Genomic DNA, 22,697 nt, shown 5'->3' on the forward strand with positions numbered 1-22,697 from the left:
ATTTATTCATCCAAATATGCTTTTATCCATATCAAGCATTTTCTGGGCCAATTGTTGAGCGTCTACCTTGTAACTGCCGTCTTCCAGAGCACTGCGAATCTGAGCGATCCGCTCATCGTCCATTTCCGGGAAGTCGCCCAGCTTTTGTTCTAGCTGTTTGAGATCGCGGGCCTGACTGCTCAAATTAACACTCTCACCGCGGGCCTGCGTGCTTTGGGCCGTGGCCTGCTCCACCGTTGCGGTTTTGGCCGCGTTGCCGGCTTTGTCGGCAGTGGGGCGCTGGGTGTTGATTTGGCTTTGGTTGATTCCATTGAAGTCAACGGACATGTTAGTACCTGCTGTATTGGTTGCGGCGCCGATCGAGGCGCAAAATATGGTCTATGACTGAGTAACGGCGGCGGTCAAAAAAGCTTTAACATATTTTTACAAAAAAATAGCCGGTTAGTTTTTGCCGCTTGTGTTTTCGCGGCACGGGCTTACGCAATGTAAACGGCAAAAAAGTGCCGGACAGCGTCGCCTGGTTTTTCGTTCGTTTGTTACATCGGAATCAGCACTTGGCCGGGCGCGGTCACTCGGCCTTTGATGGTCCGTAAAGACTGAAGATTTTCTACCAGCACCTGCTCACCAATCGCCGCATTGGCCAGGGCCTTCCCGCGCGAACGTACGGTAAAAGAGCCGCTGCTGGCGGTGATCATAACATGGTCGCCACGCTCCACGGCATCGGGTGCCGAAAGTAGATCCGGGGTGATCAGCGAGCCACTGTTAATGGACCGACGAACTTCCATACCGATGATTAACTGCGCTTCAGCAATGGTTCCACGGCGGCTGGCATTCACCACAACGGTCTGCTGGCTTAACATATCGGCGCGAAGGCGCTCGCCGCGGGCGAGTGGGCGGCTAGCCACCAAAGCCGGTCCCCGAATGTCTACGGTAGCACCCAGATACATGCGCCATGGTCGCTCGCCGCTGCACTCGATTAACATAGAGGGCTGGCCGGATTTCCAAGGGTCACCGCTGAAATGAACGCTCAGCGGACCACTGCAGGCAGCCAATGACAATCTGGGGTCGGGTTTTGCACTTTCATAGCTGACTTCATAGCCTGCAGCGGCCTGTTCTGTGGCAAACTGTTGCAAAAACAGATTAGCCGCAGTGTGAATGTCATGTGCGGTAGAGTTTGCCAGTGCAAACGGGCTTAGGCATAGGCCGAGAAGGGCAGTGACAAGAGTGTGTTTGCGCATATATATGAAAGCGTCCTGTTTTGCCGATGTGTTGGTAAAGCCGGTTGTGCTGCGAAAAATTCATTCCGGTGGCATCACGATTTGCGGGCACTGGCCGTTAAACCTGACATGCGATAGCGATATTTTGGCGCATGTGAGAAAAATTGCTCTTTCAAGACACTTGAGAAAGCAAAAACTGTGCCGGTTAGCCCGGCCGTCGGGAGAAAGAACTATGGCAGGTGTATTGGACAGCGTGAACCAGCGTACGCAGTTGGTCGGAAAAAACCGGCTGGAGTTGCTATTGTTTCGGCTCCGCGGGCGCCAGGTTTATGGCATTAACGTGTTCAAGGTAAAAGAGGTATTGCAGTGCCCTAAGCTGTTCAGCATTCCCAGCAGCCTACCGGTGGTTCGCGGCGTGGCCTACACACGCGGCGCGACTATTCCGATTATTGATTTGGCGATGGCGATTGGTATGCCGGCCATTCCTCAAGAAGATCTGGTCACCAGTTTTGTGATCATTACCGAGTACAATCGCAAAACCCAAGGCTTTCTGGTGAGTGGCGTGGAAGGCATTGTGAATATGAACTGGGAAGATATTCTGCCACCGCCTAAAGGCGCAGGCCGCGATGTATACCTGACAGCCGTCACAAAAATTGACGACAAACTGGTTGAAATCATTGATGTAGAGAAGGTTCTTTCGGAAGTGGCTCCGTTAAAGGAAAACGTTGGCGAAGACATTCTCAGCCGCAGTGCAGGGCGGGTACAAGGCCATCTTCCGGTGTTGGTGGTGGACGACTCGAATGTGGCCCGGCGGCAGATTGAACGTTGTTTGAAAGCCATAGGTATGGACGTTGTTGCCCATAATGATGGCAAGCAGGCTCTGGACTATCTGACGGAGATCACCGCCGACGGTTCCAAAGCGACGGACCATCACTCGATGATGATTTCCGACGTTGAAATGCCTGAAATGGACGGCTATACACTGGTTGCGCGCTGCAAGGAAAATCCGCTGATTAGCGAACTGTTTATTATGCTGCATACTTCCCTGAGCGGCGTGTTTAACAAAGCGATGGTTCAGAAAGTGGGGGCAGACGATTTTATGGCGAAATTCAGCCCAGACGAACTGGCCGAGCGGGTTATGGATATTATTGATGGAAAATAAACGTGTTACTTCACAGGCTGTCAGAATCGAGAATGCATGAAATCTGAAATCACTCCTCAGGAATACGCGGCGTTCAAGACCTTTTTACAAAACGCATCGGGCATTCTGCTGGGCGACAATAAACAGTATCTGGTGAAGAGCCGGCTGCGCCGGATTCTGGAAGACAATCAGCTTGGCTCTCTTGGCGAGTTACTTGATCGCCTGAAGCGTCCAGGCCGCAATAATTTGAGTGAAGTGGTTATTGATGCTATGACCACCAACGAAACCTTATGGTTTCGTGATAATCACCCGTTCCGCATTTTACAGGCTATTTTGTTGCCTGAGTTTGCAGACCGTAAAATGTCGCAACCGTTACGTATCTGGTCGGCGGCATGTTCTACCGGACAAGAACCTTATTCCACAGCAATGGTGATTGAAGAATATCGCCGCCTGCGGCCCGGGCGCCTGCGTGACGTGAAGATTGTTGCCACCGACATTTCCAAAACGGTTCTCGATGCGGCGCGCCGCGGCGAATACGAAACCATTGCCATTGGCCGGGGCTTGTCGCCGGAGCGGCAAAAACAGTTTTTTACCGCTGCTGTCAACGGCAGTTGGCAGATCAAACCACAGATAAAAGCGATGGTGGAGTATAAGGAAATCAACTTATTAGAGCGGTATCTTCTCGGCAAGTTTGATATTGCCATGTGCCGCAACGTGTTGATCTATTTCTCCGCGGAGCACAAACGCGACATTCTTACCCGTATTCACGCGTCGTTGAACCCAGGCGGTTATCTTATACTGGGCGCATCGGAATCCCTTACCGGGTTAACTGACTTGTACGAGATGGTCCAGTGCAGTCCGGGTATTATCTACCGAAAAAAATAAACTATGCCATTGAATGTCTGGGTGTTAATTGCGGCACAGGCGATGGCCATGTGTACGGCGCCATTTATTGTGTTTATTGGCAGTATTCAGGGCCGGGCGCTAGCTGGCAGCCCTGAATATGCGACCTTGCCGGTAGCATTCGTGGTGGTCGGTACGGTGTTGTCCATCAAGCCCGCCACCTGGCTTATGGCTCGCGTCGGGCGCAAGCCGGTGATGCTTTTGGGCACTGTTATGGGCGCGGTCGCTGCTGGAGTGGGTGCGCTGGCTTCCTGGCAAGGTGCTTTTGCCCTTTTGTGTCTAGCGGCGGTACTTGGCGGCAGCGGCCTTGCAGTTGTGCATCAGTACCGCTTCGCCGCTATGGAATCTGTTCCCCCCAAACTGGCCAGCACTGCAGCGGCCCGCGTTCTGTTAGGTGGATTGGTTGCGGCCTGGGTCGGTCCGGAAATTGCCTCGATTGGTGGTGACGATCCGCTGCACCCCTTTCTGGCCAGCTGGCTGGGACTGGCAGCGGTTCAGCTTGCTGCCATGATCATATTGGTGCTCGGTTACCGCAGCAGCGGCGAACTACCGCGACCGGTGCATGAAGGCGGTGGTCGGCCAATGCGTGAAATTCTTGCAAATCCGGTGATATGGGTTGCTATTAGCGCTGCTGCGGTGGGTTACGCGACCATGAGCTTCATTATGACGGCAACGCCCTTAAGCATGACCGAAATTGCAGGGCACCCCCTGAATGATGCCAAGCGTGTTATTCAGTTGCACATTATGGCTATGTACTTGCCATCCCTAATAAGCGGCTGGTTGATTCGAGTGGTAGGCATAGGGCGCATGATGTTAGCGGGTATGGTTGCCTATCTGATCTGCATTGCCCTGGCGGTCAGCGGCGTCAGCTTTCATCATTACTTGAGTGCGTTGATTTTACTGGGTATAGGCTGGAATTTTTTATTCGTTGGTGGTACCAGTTTGTTGCCGCAAGGCTATAACGATTCCGAGCGTTTCCGCGTTCAGGGACTGAATGACATGATGGTTTTTGGCTTTCAGGCCGTTGCGTCCATGTCAGCCGGCCTGGCCTTAAGCTCCCTCGGCTGGGGCGGCCTTTTGCTGCTTGCGATCCCACTTTTACTGTTGCACTCTGGACTTATGCTTTTTTGGTATCTGCGACGCAACTCGGCCATCACGCAGCTGCCCTGATACTTTTACTCTTTGGCTCCTATCCACTCACCAACCGCAAGGAGTGACGATTATCCTGTACGACTTCCGCAAACTCATTATCGCACCGCTGTTATTGATGGTGGGTGCCTGTACCGGCTTACCCGAGGGTATCCAGCCGGTAAACAGCCTTGATACCGAACGCTATCTGGGTACCTGGTATGAAATTGCCCGGCTTGATCACTCTTTCGAGCAAGGTTTAAGCAGGGTGACTGCCAAGTATGAAAAGCAGGACGACGGAAGTCTGAAAGTGATCAACCGCGGTTACAATGACGAAAAAAGCGAATGGAAAGAAGCTAAGGGTCGGGCGCTCTTCGTGAATGAAGACACTGACGGCCACCTGAAAGTGTCGTTCTTCGGCCCCTTCTATGCGTCGTACGTTATTTTTGAGCTGGATGACCAGTACCAGCAGGCCTACATTACCAGCTACAACCGGGATTATTTGTGGTTTCTGTCACGCACCCCGACGGTTAGCGATGAGGCCATGGCCGAGTTCAGAAAAACAGCTCTGGACGCAGGGTTTGATCTGCAAGAGCTGATCGTGGTGGATCACAGCACCGTCAATTAACTCGTCTGTTCAACAGGCAAGTGGCCGATTTTTACCCAGATAATAGTCTCCTGTTCTACAAAAGGATGATGTTGGCTTAAGTGAGGGCTTCTTATCCAGGTTCCTTGAGGATACCGCCCGTTCTCGTCACAAAACTCCCCTGAAATAACATAGATTTCTTCCCCGCCAAAATGCCGGTGGGGCTGGAATCGTTCGTTTGCCGGCCATTTCACCAGTGCCACATGTTCGTGCTCGAATTCGTGTAGGGGCATGACTTCAAGCCCACCGATTCCGGGAAGCCAGGGAGTTTTCTGGGTATTGATTCGCACCGGAGTGCGGTCGCGTTTGTCGAACTGATGCAGTTTTACCAGCAGGGTACAGCCAGGCTTGCTAAAAGGCGCGTGACCCGTGCCCGGCGGGTTGCGTAGATAGGTACCTGCCGGGTAATCGCCGGTTTCATCCGAGAACACGCCCTCAAGTACCAGTATTTCCTCACCCAGTGGGTGCTCATGGCGACTGAACGACGCACCGGGCTTATAGCGAACAATACTGGTAGCGTGGCCGCGCTCCGCCTCTTCTCGGGCCAATGGCTTTCTGTCCACGCCGCCTGAAGGGCTGGCAAGCCATTCCTGTTCACCGGTATGAACCACAACCCGGCGGGCAAAATCCATATTCAGCATTGTTGACCTCTTTACTGGTGAAAACAGGGCTAATTTTTACGCTGCCCGGTTATGAACGGATGATTGGGTTTTATGCCTACTTAATCAACCGCTGCACCTCTTTGAAGGCCGTGTTTTTACAGTGTCGCATCCACTCGAACGCGACCATTTCAACGGTAACGATGTGCGCGCCGCAAGAGTTGAGCCGGTCAAGGGCGACATCCCGATCGAATTCTTTACGCGACCCTGTAGCATCTGCCACAACCCAGAGCGAGTAGCCGGCATCAATCAGGCTAAGTGCCGTTTGCATCATGCACACGTGGGTCTCGCAGCCGGCAATAACAATATGTGGCCGGCCTTCTGGTAGAGCCTCGACCAGACCGTCCGAGCAGGCATCGAAGTGGTTTTTGGCCAGGGTAAGGTGGCAAAGCTCCTTAACCGTTTTCAGATTTGATCCCAGTTTTTCTGGCAACTGCTCCGTGGCTAAAACCGGTACGTTCAACAGACCAGCAATCTTAGCGAGCGTGACACACTGGCTGACGACATCCTGCCCATGGGCAATCGCTGGCATCAGTTTTTCCTGGAGATCGATTAGCAGCAGAGTCGAGTGTTCAGATCGCATCAACATTCATTATTCGCCTTTAAGTTCTGCTCATATCCTGAAACGAATCACGCTGCCTGATAGACACATAAGGAATGACGTCTATCGTACAGACAATTACCTGCGCAAGCTGGAAGTTTTGCGGCTTTTGGTTTCAAGGTGGTTGCCAAGCGCCGATAAAACGATTAAAGTCTGCGCCCTCGAATCGACGATCATCTTGCTGATTCGACACCGTTTTAGGAGAGGTGGCCGAGTGGCTGAAGGCGCACGCCTGGAAAGTGTGTAAACGTTAATAGCGTTTCGAGGGTTCGAATCCCTCTCTCTCCGCCAATACTGCTTTTTGCTTATAAATCATAAGCTTAGAGCCACACAAAAGAGTCAATGTTGACTTCCTTGTTGACTGCTTTATTTAGCCCGACACATGAGCCTATCGTTCGTAATGTCGGGCTTTTTCTTATCTGTACACTGCAATAGATGCGCGTCTGAAGCTGGTAGGTAATCTACCGTAATTGGTCACTCGCATAAAGTCTGCCTCAACGTGACGTCCCCGTGACCTCAAGTGCTCTCTGTGTCTGACCTTAGGCCCGTACTCTAGGTTCTCTTTGCGCAGCCTGCTGCTTGCCTGAGGACGTTTGAGTGACCCTTTGACTCAGTCATAGCGCCCTCCTATCTATTTAGATTAAAGACATTCTTGAGTGCGGTTATGGCCTTTTGGTTACGCTTGGCGTCATCAGCCAGAACGCTTCCAAGAATCCGGGTGCACTTACGGGTGCGCCGGGGTCATACGTAACCGAAAAACCATCCACTACAGCCGATAAGCAAATACACTGCTGAAAGCTGCTAGCGAGTTAACCAACTAGGACGGTACTGCGCACAGTTACAGTGCTTACGCAGGACCTAGCAGTAAAGTTAAAGACTAGAGCCTCAAAGGTTGTCCTCAGGTAAACGCTACTGTTGATTTCTTGTCGATTGGGCTTGTAGCCGTCGGCCTGGCTCACTTTTTCTGGCGCGTCCCTATGAGCGATTGGAACAGCTGCAGGATATCGATTTTCGTTCGGCCGCTGCTAATAATCGCGAGGAACTTGTCAAAAGTGAGCCTAACGGTTGCACCACTACGCGGGTTAAACAGGGCAAACTCCTTCCATTCGGTGCCTCGTCCCTCGATTGCAGCGGCGTAGCTCAACAGCCAATAGATTGCTACCTGCCGATAATCCGAAGAAGAAAAACGCTTGGCGGTACATTTAACTTCGATAAGGCACTCTCCTAAAGCAAAGTCGCCTTTTCCGCTACCAACCCACTCCAGTCCTGGGATGTCAGGTCTCTCCACCAAGGGCAGACCATGGGAGCGACTCATCTGCTGAAGCGACTCAGCTAAATTCTTTCCAACTAGCTCGGCCACCTCTTTATCTGCAGTATCAAATTGTTCTGGAAGCTTGGCATCAAAGTATGCCCGCTGACGCTCTAGGGTAGCTTCGCAGCACGCAGTCCAGTCGATAAACTGTCCTCTAAGGATGTTTTCAGCCACCGAATATGCCAACTCAAAAAGCATCGCCCGCTGGAGTGTCGACGCGTCCAAGAGTTCTTTGGGTAACGCTCGAACCGGCATCGTTTGGGCCTGCGAGTTGAAATGCTTAACGATGCTAGGTGTCAGCTGCGGAAATATCTCATCGAAGATGCCAGGAATATCGCGCGCGATTGTGCGTGGGTCAACCTGCATCATTCATCTCCAGCGCCCAGCTTTCGTACAAGGTTGAAAAGCGCGGCTCAGCTCCACGCGGATGTGCTTCGAGTTTATCCTTGTCTTTCTTCTTATCAAGTGGCACCTCAACGCCAAGAGCCCAACCCTGACGCAATGAGGGCTCGAATTGACGGCGAACGCTTTTGCCTTGGTTGCCGAACGAGAACGTCGCGAGCCAAAATATACGCTGGCAATCGGGTGACATTTGATCCCATCGGTTTCGTAAAAAATTAAAGGCAATACTATCTTTCCAGCTCCGCCAACACTCAATGCAAGCACGCTGTATAACATCGGACCCCCTTCCATCGAAGAGGGTCTTTATGTATCTGCGTCTTTCGGGCGTCGCCTGGAACCTGAGGCACCTTAAGTAGTGGAGTCGGTTCGTATCCACCTGCAATAGGTGGCCAGATGTAACCGGAACGGCGTCAAGCAGGATATCGATTCTGCCATGTATATTGGCAAATGTTGCATCCGAGCGGAGATGCGCAATGCCGCGCATAATAGTCGAAAACGATGAGCGAAACGCATGCAGGTTTGCTGGCATCAGCAAGGTCGTAGCGATCTCTGATGCTACGCCAGGCGAATGCAGGCGCATGGTCCGCCCAATCTGCGCAACAAGGAAGTTATCTGGTAAGGATTTCTCGAGCTCGCGATTTAGCAAGCGGCGAACATCCAATGATTCTACAATTCCCTTTAGCGATTCGTAATCAATATCTGGTTCGTCTGAGTACGGATCAAATTTTAGGTCGATTCTTCGAAGCTTTTCGGCCTCCTCGTCATTGTCGCCAAGCTGTGCGCGAACATAATCCTGATAGTGTTTAGATGTCAGGAAAATCGTCTTGGATTTGTTGAGCGATAGGCCATAGTCGGCTAAAATTTGCGCGAGTGTACCAAGTACCCGGTATGCATCCGAAGTGTCGGCAGCTATGAGAATGTAATCGTCGACGTACCTGTGCCAGCTAACACCGGCTGCACTAAGAGCGTTGTCGACGTAGCTGAGAAAGAGCTCCGAAAAGACCCTGGATGCCTGGCCGCCAACGGGCAACCCAAATGAGCGTTTGCCTGAAAAACGACCTAGTAACGCGTCGATCTGACTCGCCATTACTGCGGATTCCCCCCCAAGGTCGTTAATAAAGTGCTCTAGGTGGTGATGCGAGACATGATCATAGAAACTCGATATATCCGTTTGCACAATGACTGCTTCCGTACCTGCTTCATTAGCGTGCTGAACGGTGGCCTCTTTAAAGGCACGCCAAGATCGGTTGGGATCAAATAGCTTTTCTTCACCATGGGGTAAAAGCCGGTACGAATGTGCATGCTCGTCGCGCAGGGGTTCTAATGTTTCAGCAATCGCAATCGCCAATCCATTTAAGTAGATATTCCAGAACGGATGAATTTTCGTTACTACACGGAATCCGTTAGTGCTAGACGGGGCGATCAGCCGTTCGCTGTATACCCTCAGTCCATGGAGCCGAGTTCTATTCTCCTTAGGTGTCCCAGCTTTAAGCTCTGAATAAAATCCGAAGGCAATTGCAGCGAGTTCGTTTGCCTTCTGACCTACAAATTTCACATCTAGATCAAAGGGCAGCGTATCGTTATCTCCGTGCGCAGCAATCTCCTGTGCGGCGCGCTCAAAATGTCGAAGCTCTGGTGTTGCCAATTCGTTTTCCTCTCTGAATACGTCATCACATCGAACTAACGTTCGTTATCGTGCGGGCAGTTAATTATTTTCTGTTGTCCCGAGAATTGTACCGAAGGTCTGGCAACTCTTCGATGGCATGCCGATCTATCATGGTCTTTTCTTTCCAAAAGGAACCTATGGAGTTGCCTTTGGATCGCTTAGAGGAAATCCAAGGCTGGCGCAGCCGGGACACGATGGCGCACCGCTTCGGCGAACATACTGAAGTGGTTGAATGGATGTGACCAGCCCAGTTAAGGAATAATACCCTGAACCTGGAGAACCTACATGACCACAAGAAAACTGTACTCAAAAGAATTTAAGCTGGACGCCATCAGTCTTGTACTGGAGCAGGGCTATTCAAGAGCCCACGCGGCGCGCAGTCTGGAGATCAACCCAAACATGCTGGGGCGTTGGATAAAAGAGCATGAGTCGGTCGATGGGCAGGCTTTCAGAGGGAACGGCAAACTGACCGCTGAACAGTTGGAAATTCGTCAGTTGCGAGAAGAAAATCGCCGTTTGAAAATGGAGAAAGACATCTTAAAAAAAGCGACGGTCTTCTTTGCCAAGGAAACGCATTAAAGTACGCGTTCATCACCCAGCATAAGAAGACCTGGCCGGTCGACGTAATGAGTCGGCTCTTGGGTGTCAGTCGCAATGCCTATTATCGCTACTGCCAACGTCAACGCGAACGGCTGCCGAATGCGGAGCACGAGGCGATGATTGAGGCTGTGAAGGAGGTCGCTCAAAGTAGCGACAAGAGCTATGGCTCCAGGCGGATGAAGCACGCTCTGAACGCCCTGGGCTATCCAGTGGGTCGGCGAAAGGCGCGGTCGCTGATGCGTGAAGCAGGCGTTAAAGCCCGGTACCGGAGGAAGTTTAAGGTAACCACCAACAGCGACCATAAACAGCCGGTGTTCGACAATGTACTGGCACGAGACTTTAGCGCTGCTGAGCCTGATCAGGCGTACGTCGGTGACATCACTTACATTTGGACCCGAGAGGGCTGGCTGTATCTGGCGGTGTTCATTGATTTGTTCAGCCGACGGGTAGTCGGTTGGAGCATAGGGTCGCGGATGACCACCAGGCTGGTGACAGACGCCCTGAACATGGCCCTCTGGCAGCGGCAACCGAAAACCCGGTTTAATCGTCCATTCGGATCGAGGCTCTCAATATGCCAGCAACGCTTATCGGCGGTTGCTGTACGCAAACGGCTTCGTTGGTAGCATGAGTCGTAAAGGCGATTGCTGGGACAACGCGGTCGCCGAAAGCTTTTTTGCGAGCTTGAAAAAGGAGCGTGTGCAGTGGCGAAGCTACCAGACGCGCACCGAGTCACAGCGGGATATTCTGGATTACGTTGTGATGTTTTATAACAGTCGACGACTGCACTCTACGCTGGGTTATCTCAGCCCGATGGGTTACGAAGCAGCCGCTGTTGAACTGAGGAAAGCAGCTTAACTGGGTCGTCACAAAGTGCTTGACCACTCCATACAGCCCTGAAGAACATGCAAGAGGGATTACTGAAGTCGTTGACAGTTAGTGCTGAGGGTTCATAGCGGTAACACCGTACGCTCCAAAATTCGACCCTCCGTCATTGCCCGGTTCGCTAAGGTGTCCGCCAGTTCGTTGCCGGGGTTCCCGCTGTGACCCTTCACCCACGCCCACTGTACGTTATGCTTTTGGTTCAATTCGTCGAGCCGCTGCCATAGTTCTTTGTTCTGTACAATCTTCTTGTTTGAACCGCGCCACCCCTTAGTTTTCCAATTCCTCATCCATTCGGTCATCCCCTTAACTAGATAATCGCTGTCAGTGAATAGCTGAATAGGGCGGCCTTGGTGTGCGCCCAAAGACTCCAGAGCCTTAATGGCGGCTGTCAGCTCCATCTTCTGGTTCGTCGTGTTGTCAACGCGGCCCGCCTTGCATAGACGCTTGGCCTCATCTTCGATAACCAAGCCCCACGCGCCGGGGCCGGGGTTGCCCTTGCAGGCGCCATCTGTATGTACTGTTATTGCTGTCATTCGTTGTTGTCCTTCTGTTGGTTGTGTGCTTCGTCAAGGATGTGAAGCAACGCTACTGGGCGGGATACTCGGCGCACACCTAAGCGGGCAGCGAGCTCTTTCTGTGTCCGTTCGATGAGTGACCAATGGTAAGCGCTAAGCCTTACCTGCCGGGTCGTGGCTGTTTTATCGTGGCGCAGGTATGCGCGGCAATCCGTGGTGTACATGGATTCTCCAAAGCTGTGTAGGAAGTTGAAAAAAGTAGGAGTCGGCAGGGGATGCCAAACGATTATGTCCGGTGTCGATTTGACAAGCCGTGGGCTTGCTCGGTGCAGCTGAATATCAGGCGGGAGTGCAGCGGGCGCCGCATCCTAAGGCGTGGGCTATGCTATGCGGTTGGCTGCGAACTTCATGATCTTCAGGAACTCTGCGCGGCTAGCGGCTCTGGCCTCGTTGTCGTCAGTGAGGTAATCATCAAACGTAGCCTTGCCGTGCTTCTTCCAAGCGCCGATCAGCATATCAAAAGCGGCTTCAACTTCTTGAGCGGGTATCTTCTCTCTAGCCTGGCGCTTATTCTCAAGCTGTTCCAGTGCTTTTTGCTGGGCCTCGGCTGGGTTAATTACAGGCGCTTCGCCTTCCTCTTCCTCAAACCCGACGAACTCTGGATTTCCGATTTCGTCAGCACTGAATCCGGTTTTCGTACTGTGCGCTTTACGGATTTCGTCAGGCGCCGTAACTTTCTTGAGGTAATCACCCAGCCCTGAGGTAGACATACCCACAGCTTCCGCGATTTCCTTCTGGGTATGGCCTTCCGCCCGCATCTTTGAAATCTTTGCGTTGCGTCGTGCAGTGATCTGTTCGCGTACTTGAGCTGTGCATTTTTCCAGCCAGCGTTGGGACGCCTTAACGCCTGCTCTCCTGAGGGCTGGGACAACGGCCTTGGCGTCATATCCAAAGCTATCCATCATCGCTTTACACAGCGTCTCAATCGCATTCTTCTGGTCACTCGCTGAAGGCTTGCTGCCTCCTTTCAGGTGCGCGAAGTTAGCAGCCATGGCGTACTGGATCGCTTCTTCTCGTGTGCCATGAATCACCTTGGCGATAATATCTTCTGACCCAGCCTTTTCATGTGCAAAGAAGCGGTGGAAGCCGTCAGTGAGCAGCAGCTCCGTGTCGTTTGCGTTCGTGACTTCAAAGACGTGGACTGGAGGTAGGTGTGCCAGATTATCTGCGTAGTCATCAATAACGCTGTGGTCCATCTTTTCGCGCATCTGGAAGTCGGAGTCTACGCTCAGTTCCTTCATGCTGATCAGGAAGGACTCGGCTTCATTGAGCTTTTTCACTAGCGCGGCGTGGCCGTAACTGTCGGTCATGTTGTCACTCTGTGTGTGAGGGTGCGAAAAGGGGCGCAATAATCCCATGCTCTGGGAAAGGGCGCAACGGTAGTGCCACGGGTGATACTAAAACCCTGAACAATCCAGTAAATTATTGTTTATAAACGATTATTTATCGTTATGTTAACCCGTCAGCGAACTAGCGAACTAGCGAAGTATCAGAAATGATTAACCAAACCCCATTAGTCCATGATGTCCTGAGCATTCACTCGAAGTTTGACGTGGTGGGCATTTTCCCGGACGCCGTTCTGTCCCATAGCTGGTGGGCTGTGGCACCTGTGGTGGCTGAAGAGGCTTTAGAGTGCGTGAGTGCTCATGGCGGCTCGGCTGGGGTACGGTTAGCCGTGGCTACGCTGGATGGTAACGCTTGGTTGGGCATAGCTGCTTAGTGTCGCTGAAGCTGGTGACCATATTATATATATCTAATGTAGAGCTTAGAGTCTGACCTACAATCACTTAAAGTCTGACTGTAGGTTTTACATTAAGTCATCTTTTAGTTTCACTAGGTTTTTCCTAAGGCGTGGGTTATCAAATAACCAACTCATCCCGCTTCTCTGGCTTCCGCCAGAACACGACAAACCGTCGCCTTGAAGTATCCGGCAAGCCTGGCAATGTATACCCCACTACGACCATCACATACCTTCCTTTCAAGTGTCGAAACACGTAATGTTTCTCGGAGACGAATCATAACTTGAGGAGGTGAAAGAATACGTAATGACAGCCACGAATCCATGGGACATACCAGAATGGCATGCCATTCGCCGAGAATGCATCCTTGCACGTGACCTGATCGGCTCAGGAGCCACAGCATTGTCACCGCCACAGTAATACTGACCCACCAACGCCAACTTAAAATTGACCCACCTGAGGCAAAATAGCCGCTTAATCACACGATCAGAGCGGCGGCCGATGTTGACTCAGGAGACACTTGTGGAAATTCATGTATTGCATCGTCAGGGCGAGAGTATTCGCGCCATCGCTCAGAAACTGGGCGTGTCCCGCAACACCGTGCGCCGCTATCTGCGGGATCTGAGCGCGGTGCCCACCTATCCCGACCGAACGCAGAGAGCGACTAAGCTGGATTCCTATAAAGACTATTTGCTGGCGCGGATCGAAGCCGCGAAGCCACACTGGATACCGGCAACCGTGCTGTTAAGAGAGATCCAGGACCGCGGCTATGCCGGCGGGATCAGCCGGCTCAAGTCCTACATTGCCGACTTCAAAACCGTCGAATCTGATCCGGTGGTTCGCTTTGAGACGCCGCCTGGCAAGCAGATGCAGGTCGACTTTACGACCATTTCCCGTCACCGGCGCAAGATCAAAGCCTTTGTGGCCACGCTGGGGTTCAGTCGTGCCACTTACGTCCGGTTCTCCGAGCACGAGCGCCAGGAAGACTGGTTGCAAGGCATCGAAGAGGCCTGCCATTACTTTGGCGGAGTCCCCCAGGAGATCCTGTTCGACAACGCCAAGACCATCATGATCGAGCGTGATGCTTACGGCGAAGGCCGCCATCGCTGGAATGCTCAACTGTTGGCAACGGCTCAGGATTACGGTTTTATCGCCCGCGCCTGCCGGCCCTACCGAGCTCGCACCAAGGGCAAGGTTGAGCGCTTCAATGGTTATTTGAAGGGCAGCTTCATCACGCCTCTGGCGGCCACCCTGAACCAGGCTGGACTGAGGTTGGACGTGGCCACGGCCAACGCTCACATAGGGCCTTGGCTTGAGTTGATAGCGCATCAGCGCATTCACGGCACCACCGGTGTTAAACCTCAGATACGGCTGGATCAAGAACGCTTTGAGCTCGCGCCGCTGCCATCACGGCCACAACCGGTGGTACAACAAGCGCCGGCCTCAATCCGACCTGTTCCGACAGAGAGCTTTCAGCATCCCCTCAGCGTGTACGACCGGCTGTTGGAGGCTCGCCTATGAACCTGCAACATCAACGTATCGAGCACGCCTGCGCAAGCCTAAAACTTGATACCTTGGCCAGTGAATGGGCGGCTATCGCCGACCATTCTGCTTCAAACGAAGGCACCCTGGCTGACTTCCTGGAACAGCTATTAAACCTGGAACTGAACGCCCGGTCACAACGATCCCGAGAGACGTTGCTGAAGTTCGCGGGTTTCCCGGGGCGAAAGTTATTTGAAGATTATGATTTCAAGTTCGCCAGCGGAGCCCCGCGTAAACAGCTGAATGAACTGACGAGCATGGCCTTTGTAGAGCGAGCAGAGAACGTGGTGCTTCTGGGCCCCAGTGGCGTTGGCAAAAGCCACCTGGCCATCAGCCTGGGCCACAAAGCCGTCAGCCAAGGCATTAAAACGCGCTTCATTGCCGCGGCCGACATGATGCTGCAACTGGTCATTGCCCGAAAACAGGAACGTCTGGATCAGTACTTAAAACGCAGTATCTTAGCGCCACGGCTATTGATCATCGACGAAATCGGCTATCTGCCATTTGGTCGCGAAGAGGCCAATCTGTTCTTCAATGTCATCGCCAAACGCTACGAGCACGGCAGTGTCATCGTCACCAGTAACCTCCCATTCTCACAGTGGGCCAGTGCCTTCTATGGCGACACGACATTAACCGCTGCGCTATTGGATCGGCTGTTACACCACGCGCACATCGTCCAAATCCGGGGAGAAAGTTATCGATTGAAGGATAAGAAAATGGCGGGTACCGCACCGATCTCAACCAGCAGCCAAGACCTATTAACCAATACTTAAACGCCCAGGGTGGGTCAGTTTTAGATTGGCGATATTGCCAATAAGTGGGTCAGTTTTAAACTGGCGTTGACACAGCATTAGGCAATGCCAACTACGCAGACAAACTCGGACAGTACTACACCGCATTTTTTGGACTCTCGGTCGGAATCGAACGTCTCTGCAAACTCGTGCTTGTTGTTGATCACGCCCTAAAACACCAAGGTGTCATGCCGGCAGAGAGCGTTGTCAGAAAGTACGGACACAGTCTCACAAAGCTCCTAAACACTGTTGATCAGCTTGCATTAGAAAGTGGAGTGCGGCTGACCTATCAACGTCCAAAGGACACCATCGCTCTTAGCATCGTTGGATGCCTTGACTCCTTTGCGGACGCTCGGCGTGGACGTTATGCAAACTTTGGCTCACTCGATACTCCGAGTCTCAACAGCGACGAGCCGATTCAAAACTGGTGGGAGATTGTTGCAGTAACCATCCTCGCTAAGCATTACGAGAACAAGCCAATTCAACGGAAGGTCGAAAGCCAAGCGTCTGTAGCCGATAGCATGCTGTCACAGTTCACCCAAGTGCTGCACTTGAATGAGTCGGGGCACGCCATGCAAGACGTGAGAACTGCATCAATACGAACTGGTCAGGCTGCGCTCGTCCAAAAGTATGGTCGCTACCACGCTCTGAGCACTGTCCGCTGGCTTTCTGATGTCTACTCTCAGCTCGCTCGCTCAGCTGCTTATCACCATCGCATAGATGCGTTCTTTGGTAGCTGGGAGTTCTTTCAAACATACACTGTCGATGACAGCTTCTTAAAAACCCGAAAGGTCTGGCCACTTGTCTAGAATGTGCTGCACATCGGGCACGGACTCCCAGTCTATGACCGTGCTGAAACCCGTTAGCTCGCTATAGCTTTCGGCAGCTAGGGCCATAACCCAGTATGCATGCTCAGTGGAAATGACAAAGCTATCGTGAACCGGCAGGATCGGAATCAGACGAGCGGCGGTCTTAGTTAGCACTGCATCGACAATCTGGCTGTCGAGATATTGGAGTCGCTTCCAACCCGCCGCAAAGAAGCGATGAGATATTATCGCATGCTCCTCTGAGTAAGACTTCAGGTGCTCTCTCGCCTCATCAGAGGAAAGCTTAGTCTCTCGCATGAGAGCCCGATGCGCTTGGCTAAAGGAAGTGCAGTTAATACTGAGTAGACTGACCAGTTTCGTCAACGCTCTCGATCGTTTGGCGGACGCATAGCAGTCTTCGGGAGCCTCGATACCCTCCAAATTGTAAATTAGGCGCGGGTGAAGGCTTTTGTAGTCCAGTTCAATCGTCGGCTTCCCATCAACGGTAATTGTCGCTCTCTCGCTTTGTCGCAAGCCTTGGGCTCCACAGTAGAACCGCCCGCCTGACCGAAAGTCGCCGTTAAATACGCGGTAGCATCGTAGGCTACTCGAGAGAATGCCATGTCGCTCGTTACCTTCCAGATAGCTTTGCGCATTAATCATCGGAACATATGACCAAGAAAAGGATGACCTTAAGCTATTCCCAGCCTCGACCCGCTCTCGCATAGCTTTCACGGTGTCATCGTCATCGTATTCCTGAAGGCGCTTATTGTCGTCTTTGAGAATAATCGTTTCGTGAGATTGACACAGCGACATCACCCTTAAGCTTTTAAAGTTCTCGTTAAGCCACAAACCGAAGGACTTACTTGGAAGCCATAGCGAAGTAACACCTCTTACCGAATGTTTCCCCTTGAATCCCTTCCAGCACTCAACAAAATCCAAACTTACAAGAGCATCGAGCGCCTTCGTGAATTGCGTAGTGCTAAAATCGCACACTTTATAACGTCGAGGCGTTCCAGTGCGAGATGTCGACCGCTCATGAAGGAAACCGCAGTTAGCGCCCTTCAACTGGCTACAATTCACAGCCTGCGCTAAGGCGAGGAGTGCGCTCATTAGCGCCTGACATTGGCCACGCTTAGCCCTATTCCCGACCGAAGGAAACAGATTATCAAACATCACGTCCACGCCAGGGCCGCTCAGAGCCGATCCAAAGTCCGGACGGAATGACCATATAGGCTCATCTAGTCCCGAGTTCGACACTGCCTGTTTCTGGCGCGTTACTTCCCAGATTGGGTTGCGCTTGATATTCGCTAAGGGAAGGATCGAGTAGGCCATTGGTTCTAAGTGATTTCTTAACGAGACGAAGGGGGGCGAGGAGTGTACCTATCTCCTGCTATTGGCTCTACAACGGATTGATACTATTAATGAACTATTCTTGTATCTACTTGAGGACAGCAGGGGTGTAGACACCCAGAACAATCCGTAACCAGTATCTTTTCTTCCTAAGGCGTGGGTTATCAAATAACCAGCTATAATTGATCAACTATTAACCTCCCAGCGCCATCCCACCCAGCGCCCACCACTGGCCAGATGGTCAACCTGAAGTAAGGGGCGCTGTGTATGCTGTGTGGCGTAGTGTCGACGCTAGGTGGCGTGGTGAAAACGGCAGGGCAATGGACACACGCGCCACCATAAGAAAGAACTATTAACCTTATCTATCCCTAAGGTGTGGGTTATCAAAACTTATGCCGCCTCAGGCTACCTCAAGTGCCGTGTACAGCGTTTGTCTGCTAACCCCATACTCACTAGCCAAACCCTTCTTAGCGTAGCCTGAGGCCACTCTAGCCCTTATTTCGTCCACCTGTGCCGGCGTCAGCTTCTTCTTAGCGCCTATCTGCTTACCCTTTGCCTTCGCGGCTGCTATGCCTTCCCTCTGGCGCTCCTTGATCATGGCCCGCTCAAACTCTGCAAAGGCTCCCATCATCTGCAATTGTAATGTCTGAAATGGATTGACCTCACCAGTGAAGGTTAGCTTCTCCTTGTGAAACTCAAGGGCCACACCACGTCCTGTAAGCTCATCCACCAGCTTCAGAAGGTCGGACATATTGCGGGCTAGGCGGTCAATGCTGTGCACATGCAGCGTGTCACCCTTCCTCACATGGCGTAGACACTCAGTCAGCGCGGGTCTGTTCGTGTCCTTGCCGCTGGCCTTGTCAGTGAACGTGGCATCAAAGGTCAGACCGTGCAGCTGGCGGTCTGTGTTCTGGTCTACTGAGGATACGCGGATGTAGGCTATGTGCTGACCACTCATGTGCTTGCTTCCCTGTGTCATGCGATAGTGTCCAACAGACTCTAGACTTACCTTTACAATGTGTCAATTATTAATTAATCAACTCAACTAGACACGGCACAATGCGGGCTGGCGGCTAGGTGCTGAGCGTGTCCAACAAGTTTACTTAACTGGACATATGCAAAGCTGCAGTTCACTAAATATGTTTTCCAGTGTTTTGTCGGAAAAGCTTTAAAAATCAGAGATAACTAGATAGTCAAGTGCTTTGTCATTGATTCTAACCGTCATATCAGTCCGGGTCATAGGGGGGCTTTTCTTTTAAAAACACTACATCCTGATATAGTCCTCATAGCTTTAGGGGCGTTGAGGCATAAAAAAACCCTAAGGCCAGAGACCCCAGGGTTTCGATCGGCAGCGAAGGTGTTCTCTTGGTCGGATTATGACCTTCGCTTAAACACACAAGGCCAGAAGAGACCAAAGTGCGTGAACTGATGGTACAGAACCTCATGGTAACTAGCCAAGAAATTTTGGCTGTTGCAAGGAGCTTCACTTCGATACTGCACTCTCTCTGGTCCCTACACGAGGGCTGTCCTTATGCTCGTTCGTCCTGATGTTTATGTCAGGTCTTACTGTCGGACGGTGCGAGGCATACTGCAGTACGTATGCTCGCATTTCCGCAGTAAACCTAGACGATAACCGACAAGCTATCTGGCTGGCGGTTTTTCATACATGGCCGTCAGCTTTTATATCTGGACACCAGAGAGGTTATTAGCAATGTCTAGCCCAAAGAAACATCGAAGTGCAGTAAATGGCCGGTATGTCACTGAGCGCTATGCCCAGTCACACCCAGACACCACGGTGTCTGAAGCTTCGAGCAAGCGGAAGAGGCGGAAGAAGTAAGAAGTAAAGGACTACCGTGACACAAGGATGTGTCATTGACCTATTTGGCGGAGCCGGTAGTCTCAATTATATATATGCTGTGACGTTTAGGGCAGCTTAACCCTCGCGGGTCATATTTATAGACATCTCAATTATGTCTGTAGGAAATAAATGGGTCGAACTTCTAGGCCCAGCCGTGCCGTCTTTCTTGCCTTGAGGGCGAGTCTGTTCTAGGCAAAGCTTTTGTGACATCGCAACAATGTATTGCAAGCGTGATTCATCAAAGTCATGTTCAGAACAAAACTCAGTGACGGTGACGCACCCTGCTAATCTATCTGGGCCTGCCCCTTCAGTTATCCGATTTGCTAAAGCTTCAATTCTCGCTTCATGCTCGTCAAACTTGAGCTTGGTCTGACGCTCCAACTCTTCCCGTGCTTTGATCTCTTCCAGCAGAAGTTCAGTGGCTCGTCTGATGTCAGATGAATTGCTGTGATCTAGCGGCGGCGGGTAGGTGCCGTGTTTCTGAATAGATGGGAGTACCTCATGGAGAACCCAGCGCTGAAACTGTTTTGCAGCGGGGCTAGTGTCCCGAAGTACAACCCTGAATAGGCCAGGCTGGGTCACGTAGGTTTGATGGGGAAGGTCGTAACGCCGGACTTGAGGCTCTGTTACTAATACTTGTTCGTCAGAGTCCAGCGCTTCTATTTGCGCAGCAAATATTCCCTTAAAGCCCTTTCCGCGCTCGTCACCAGAGAGTCGGCCATTTTCTGCAGCCAGCACTTTTACAACATCCTCAAGACTGAAGAGTACTTCATCGCCTCTCTTGATGGTTCTGACTGCTTGTTGTCCTGCGGTCCCTGGGTAGGACAAGACAATGTGGTTAAATGAGGTGGAATTGTTCAAGGCTACCCCCAGTTCTTTTGCGTCCATGGAAACCGTAACGTTACCACAAAGCTCCGTTCTGGGTGTGGTATCCGTCTTTGAAGGCGTTCTCGGTCCTCCCGTATGGCCACCATGAAGAAGTGTTGCAATAACCTGATATGGGGCGCGGGGGGGAAGACTGGTGGTCGAGTCTTTTAAATGTGCTGATAGATTTTTGAGTATTTTATGATGGCTCTTTGATTGGCTTCGGAATGGTATCAATAGCCGCCTTTAGTTCTGTTATGGCCATACCTTTCGAGTACAGGCCATAACTCAGCGATAGGTTACGAGTGTGGCCCATAATCCATACAGCCGTTGTTTCCTCTACCTTGCCTCTCTCTAGGTTGGTCGCCATGTGTACGCGGAATGAATGAAAGGAACGGCTGCGCCCGCCTGTGATATTCAGCTGCTTCTTCAATCGACTAAACCACTTAGACGCTTTGTCACCGTGTTTACCGTCATTGCGCTGCGTGGTTAGGGTCGGAAATAGTAGGCCAGAGCCAGCTCGTTCCACTTGCCGCATCACATCGTCTTTCACCCAGTCGTGCAGGGGTATCTTTCGCTTGGCGTTGCTGTTCTTGCCGGTTCTGACTTCCAAATAAATAATAGCCGTATCAGGGTCAGTCACGATCTGGTCACACTGAAGGCTGCATAACTCCTCAATGCGGCATCCTGTCATGTACCCAAGTCGGGGCAGGAGGTACTTGTAGCAATCATTTGCTGATTCTTTGTACTTGCTGGTTTCTTTGAATATGGCCTTCAGTTGTACGTCTTCAAACAGTTGGTAACTCTCTGTCTGGCGCTCTACTTTATGTTCACTGAAAGGATTGTCACCTTCCACATCCTCAAGGTTTCTGGCGTGTTTCCAGATAGTCGAAAGGAATGACACATAATTGTCTACGGTCGAGCCTGAGCGCAGTTCCGATGAGTGAATAATGAATTGGTGAACCTGCTTACGCCGGATTGATTTAAGCGCGACGTCTGGCCTGTCTGAGAACTCAAGAAAACGGGCTACGGCGTTGCGTGTCTGTGTTCGGGTATTGACCTTTACTCGTGGCCCGTTGTCCTTCAGGTGTTGCTCAAGGGCTTCTTTGAGGGTCACGTGTGCTAGGTCGGACTGGTAACCAAGCGCCACTTGCTGAACGGCTTTAGCTCGCGCCCCCTCGCTCTGCTGGGTCTTCAATCTGGTCATAGAATGCAGATTGCACTGTATTGGCGTGTAGTTTAATCCTGTCCTCTTCGGGCAGGTTCGCCAACTTATCGGGCAGGTCTTCCGGTATCTCAATGCGAACACCACTGCTGACCATCTCGGTTATCTGCTTTTGATATGACACAAACTCTTGCCAGACGCTTTGCTTATCCATCATCACCAGCTCACGCACAGCATTACGATAGCTGACTGCTTCGCTGTGGCCGCGCCGGTACTCCTGAATCTGCTGCTCAATTTCCGCCAACATCTGGTTGCGGCGAAATCTAGCCTCGGTAATGGATTGGGTCTTGAGTGATTTAGTTATGAAGGCCTTGCCGCCGAAAACGTCTTTACAGTCCTTCGGGACGCGCCAGTTGAATGACCAAGTGTTGCTCTTGAGTACCAAGTATTTTCTATCGGACATAGTGAGGTTATTGGCCAATGTTGACTGATTTGTTGACACCCTAACCGCTTGAATGCCTTATGTCCCGTGCCTTCTGGGGTTTCGAGGTGATTGGAAAAGTATCCCTCTCTCTCCGCCAATTTAAAACCCCTGATTTTCTTATAGAAGATCAGGGGTTTTTTCATTTCCGGGACAAAACCAAAGCGGAATTTAGGCCTTTCTGTCCGTTGTTACTTTTATCAAATCCTAGCATCTCTGAGACCTGCGCTGTGCCACTATACATAGCGCCCACGTTGCTGTGGGTTTCCCAAGCGTAGCTAAAAGTGGTGCAACATACTGCGATTCGCGAACCGCTAAGGATGATCAGTTTCCCGGTGCAAGAATTCTTGTATAGCAGCGACTTAA

General features: G+C 51.6%; 22 protein-coding genes, 1 tRNA gene and 1 pseudogene. 10 read left to right on the plus strand and 14 right to left on the minus strand.

What is annotated here, in order from left to right; all coding sequences use genetic code 11:
• Positions 1-6 precede the first annotated feature (6 nt).
• Positions 7-327 (minus strand): flagellar biosynthesis anti-sigma factor FlgM, encoded by a 321-nt coding sequence (gene flgM, locus MIH19_RS09690; RefSeq protein WP_249008661.1) that lies wholly within the window; start codon positions 325-327, stop codon positions 7-9.
• Between the two features lie 209 nt (positions 328-536).
• Positions 537-1,238, minus strand: a complete 702-nt coding sequence (gene flgA, locus MIH19_RS09695; RefSeq protein WP_249008662.1) for a flagellar basal body P-ring formation chaperone FlgA — start codon at positions 1,236-1,238, stop codon at positions 537-539.
• Positions 1,239-1,449: 211 nt separating this feature from the next.
• On the opposite strand from flgA, the gene MIH19_RS09700 reads away from it, so the two are divergent.
• Genes MIH19_RS09700 through MIH19_RS09715 form a run of 4 tightly spaced genes read left to right on the plus strand, consistent with a single transcriptional unit; the run spans position 1,450 to position 5,017 of the window.
• Positions 1,450-2,379: a chemotaxis protein CheV gene (locus MIH19_RS09700; RefSeq protein WP_249008663.1), complete on the plus strand. Its 930-nt coding sequence runs from the start codon at positions 1,450-1,452 to the stop codon at positions 2,377-2,379.
• A 36-nt stretch (positions 2,380-2,415) separates the two neighbouring features.
• Entirely contained in the window at positions 2,416-3,243 is an 828-nt protein-coding gene (locus tag MIH19_RS09705; RefSeq protein ID WP_249008664.1) for a protein-glutamate O-methyltransferase CheR, read from the plus strand.
• Positions 3,244-3,246: 3 nt separating this feature from the next.
• Entirely contained in the window at positions 3,247-4,431 is a 1,185-nt protein-coding gene (locus MIH19_RS09710) for an MFS transporter (protein WP_249008665.1), read from the plus strand.
• A gap of 43 nt (positions 4,432-4,474) precedes the next feature.
• Positions 4,475-5,017 (plus strand): lipocalin family protein, encoded by a 543-nt coding sequence (locus MIH19_RS09715; protein ID WP_349292898.1) that lies wholly within the window; start codon positions 4,475-4,477, stop codon positions 5,015-5,017.
• Here MIH19_RS09715 and MIH19_RS09720 read toward each other — a convergent pair.
• Both MIH19_RS09720 and MIH19_RS09725 read right to left on the minus strand, forming a co-directional pair.
• Entirely contained in the window at positions 5,014-5,676 is a 663-nt protein-coding gene (locus MIH19_RS09720) for a cupin domain-containing protein (RefSeq protein ID WP_249008666.1), read from the minus strand. The genes MIH19_RS09715 and MIH19_RS09720 overlap by 4 nt on opposite strands.
• 76 nt (positions 5,677-5,752) lie before the next feature.
• A complete protein-coding gene (locus tag MIH19_RS09725) occupies positions 5,753-6,283 on the minus strand; it encodes an isochorismatase family protein (RefSeq protein ID WP_249008667.1) in 531 nt (176 codons plus the stop codon).
• Positions 6,284-6,495: 212 nt separating this feature from the next.
• Here MIH19_RS09725 and MIH19_RS09730 point away from each other — a divergent pair.
• Positions 6,496-6,586, plus strand: a tRNA-Ser gene (locus tag MIH19_RS09730).
• 664 nt (positions 6,587-7,250) lie between these two features.
• Here the strand turns inward: MIH19_RS09730 and MIH19_RS09735 are convergent.
• Complete coding sequence (locus MIH19_RS09735) at positions 7,251-7,976, minus strand: hypothetical protein (RefSeq protein ID WP_249008668.1); 726 nt, start codon at positions 7,974-7,976, stop codon at positions 7,251-7,253.
• The gene (locus MIH19_RS09740) at positions 7,963-9,654 is read right to left on the minus strand and encodes an RNA-directed DNA polymerase (RefSeq protein ID WP_249008669.1); all 1,692 of its coding nucleotides are present in this window, start codon (positions 9,652-9,654) and stop codon (positions 7,963-7,965) included. The genes MIH19_RS09735 and MIH19_RS09740 overlap by 14 nt, the downstream gene beginning before the upstream one ends.
• A gap of 306 nt (positions 9,655-9,960) precedes the next feature.
• On the opposite strand from MIH19_RS09740, the pseudogene MIH19_RS09745 reads away from it, so the two are divergent.
• Positions 9,961-11,130: pseudogene (locus MIH19_RS09745) on the plus strand (IS3 family transposase).
• 92 nt (positions 11,131-11,222) lie between these two features.
• Here the strand turns inward: MIH19_RS09745 and rnhA are convergent.
• The 3 genes from rnhA to MIH19_RS09760 form a co-directional block, all read right to left on the minus strand.
• The gene (gene rnhA, locus MIH19_RS09750) at positions 11,223-11,690 is read right to left on the minus strand and encodes a ribonuclease HI (protein ID WP_249008670.1); all 468 of its coding nucleotides are present in this window, start codon (positions 11,688-11,690) and stop codon (positions 11,223-11,225) included.
• A complete protein-coding gene (locus MIH19_RS09755; RefSeq protein WP_249008671.1) occupies positions 11,687-11,896 on the minus strand; it encodes a hypothetical protein in 210 nt (69 codons plus the stop codon). Before MIH19_RS09755 ends, rnhA begins: the two co-directional genes overlap by 4 nt.
• Before the next feature lie 156 nt (positions 11,897-12,052).
• Positions 12,053-13,042 carry a hypothetical protein gene (locus MIH19_RS09760; RefSeq protein ID WP_249008672.1) on the minus strand — a complete coding sequence of 330 codons (990 nt, stop codon included), beginning with the start codon at positions 13,040-13,042 and terminating at the stop codon, positions 12,053-12,055.
• Between the two features lie 185 nt (positions 13,043-13,227).
• Between MIH19_RS09760 and MIH19_RS09765 the strand changes: the two genes are divergently transcribed.
• The 4 genes from MIH19_RS09765 to MIH19_RS09780 all read left to right on the plus strand — a co-directional run bounded on the left by MIH19_RS09765 (position 13,228) and on the right by MIH19_RS09780 (position 16,613).
• On the plus strand, positions 13,228-13,452 hold the full coding sequence (locus tag MIH19_RS09765) for a hypothetical protein (protein ID WP_249008673.1): 225 nt from the start codon (positions 13,228-13,230) through the stop codon (positions 13,450-13,452).
• A gap of 520 nt (positions 13,453-13,972) precedes the next feature.
• A complete protein-coding gene (gene istA / locus MIH19_RS09770) occupies positions 13,973-14,992 on the plus strand; it encodes an IS21 family transposase (RefSeq protein ID WP_249005880.1) in 1,020 nt (339 codons plus the stop codon).
• Entirely contained in the window at positions 14,989-15,786 is a 798-nt protein-coding gene (gene istB / locus MIH19_RS09775) for an IS21-like element helper ATPase IstB (RefSeq protein ID WP_249005879.1), read from the plus strand. The genes istA and istB overlap by 4 nt, the downstream gene beginning before the upstream one ends.
• A gap of 167 nt (positions 15,787-15,953) precedes the next feature.
• Positions 15,954-16,613, plus strand: coding sequence for a hypothetical protein (locus MIH19_RS09780; RefSeq protein ID WP_249008674.1), 660 nt, complete (start codon positions 15,954-15,956; stop codon positions 16,611-16,613).
• Here MIH19_RS09780 and MIH19_RS09785 read toward each other — a convergent pair.
• From MIH19_RS09785 to MIH19_RS09805, 5 genes are all read right to left on the minus strand, one after another.
• Entirely contained in the window at positions 16,581-17,786 is a 1,206-nt protein-coding gene (locus tag MIH19_RS09785; RefSeq protein ID WP_249008675.1) for a hypothetical protein, read from the minus strand. The genes MIH19_RS09780 and MIH19_RS09785 overlap by 33 nt on opposite strands.
• A gap of 577 nt (positions 17,787-18,363) precedes the next feature.
• On the minus strand, positions 18,364-18,921 hold the full coding sequence (locus MIH19_RS09790) for a recombinase family protein (protein WP_249008676.1): 558 nt from the start codon (positions 18,919-18,921) through the stop codon (positions 18,364-18,366).
• 975 nt (positions 18,922-19,896) lie between these two features.
• A complete protein-coding gene (locus MIH19_RS09795; protein WP_249008677.1) occupies positions 19,897-20,709 on the minus strand; it encodes a BRO family protein in 813 nt (270 codons plus the stop codon).
• Between the two features lie 175 nt (positions 20,710-20,884).
• Entirely contained in the window at positions 20,885-21,892 is a 1,008-nt protein-coding gene (locus MIH19_RS09800) for a tyrosine-type recombinase/integrase (RefSeq protein ID WP_249008678.1), read from the minus strand.
• Entirely contained in the window at positions 21,849-22,352 is a 504-nt protein-coding gene (locus MIH19_RS09805) for a DUF6538 domain-containing protein (protein ID WP_249008679.1), read from the minus strand. Before MIH19_RS09805 ends, MIH19_RS09800 begins: the two co-directional genes overlap by 44 nt.
• Positions 22,353-22,697 lie beyond the last annotated feature (345 nt).

Origin of the sequence: Marinobacter sp. M1C (genome assembly GCF_023314135.1) — a bacterium.
Lineage (GTDB): Bacteria > Pseudomonadota > Gammaproteobacteria > Pseudomonadales > Oleiphilaceae > Marinobacter.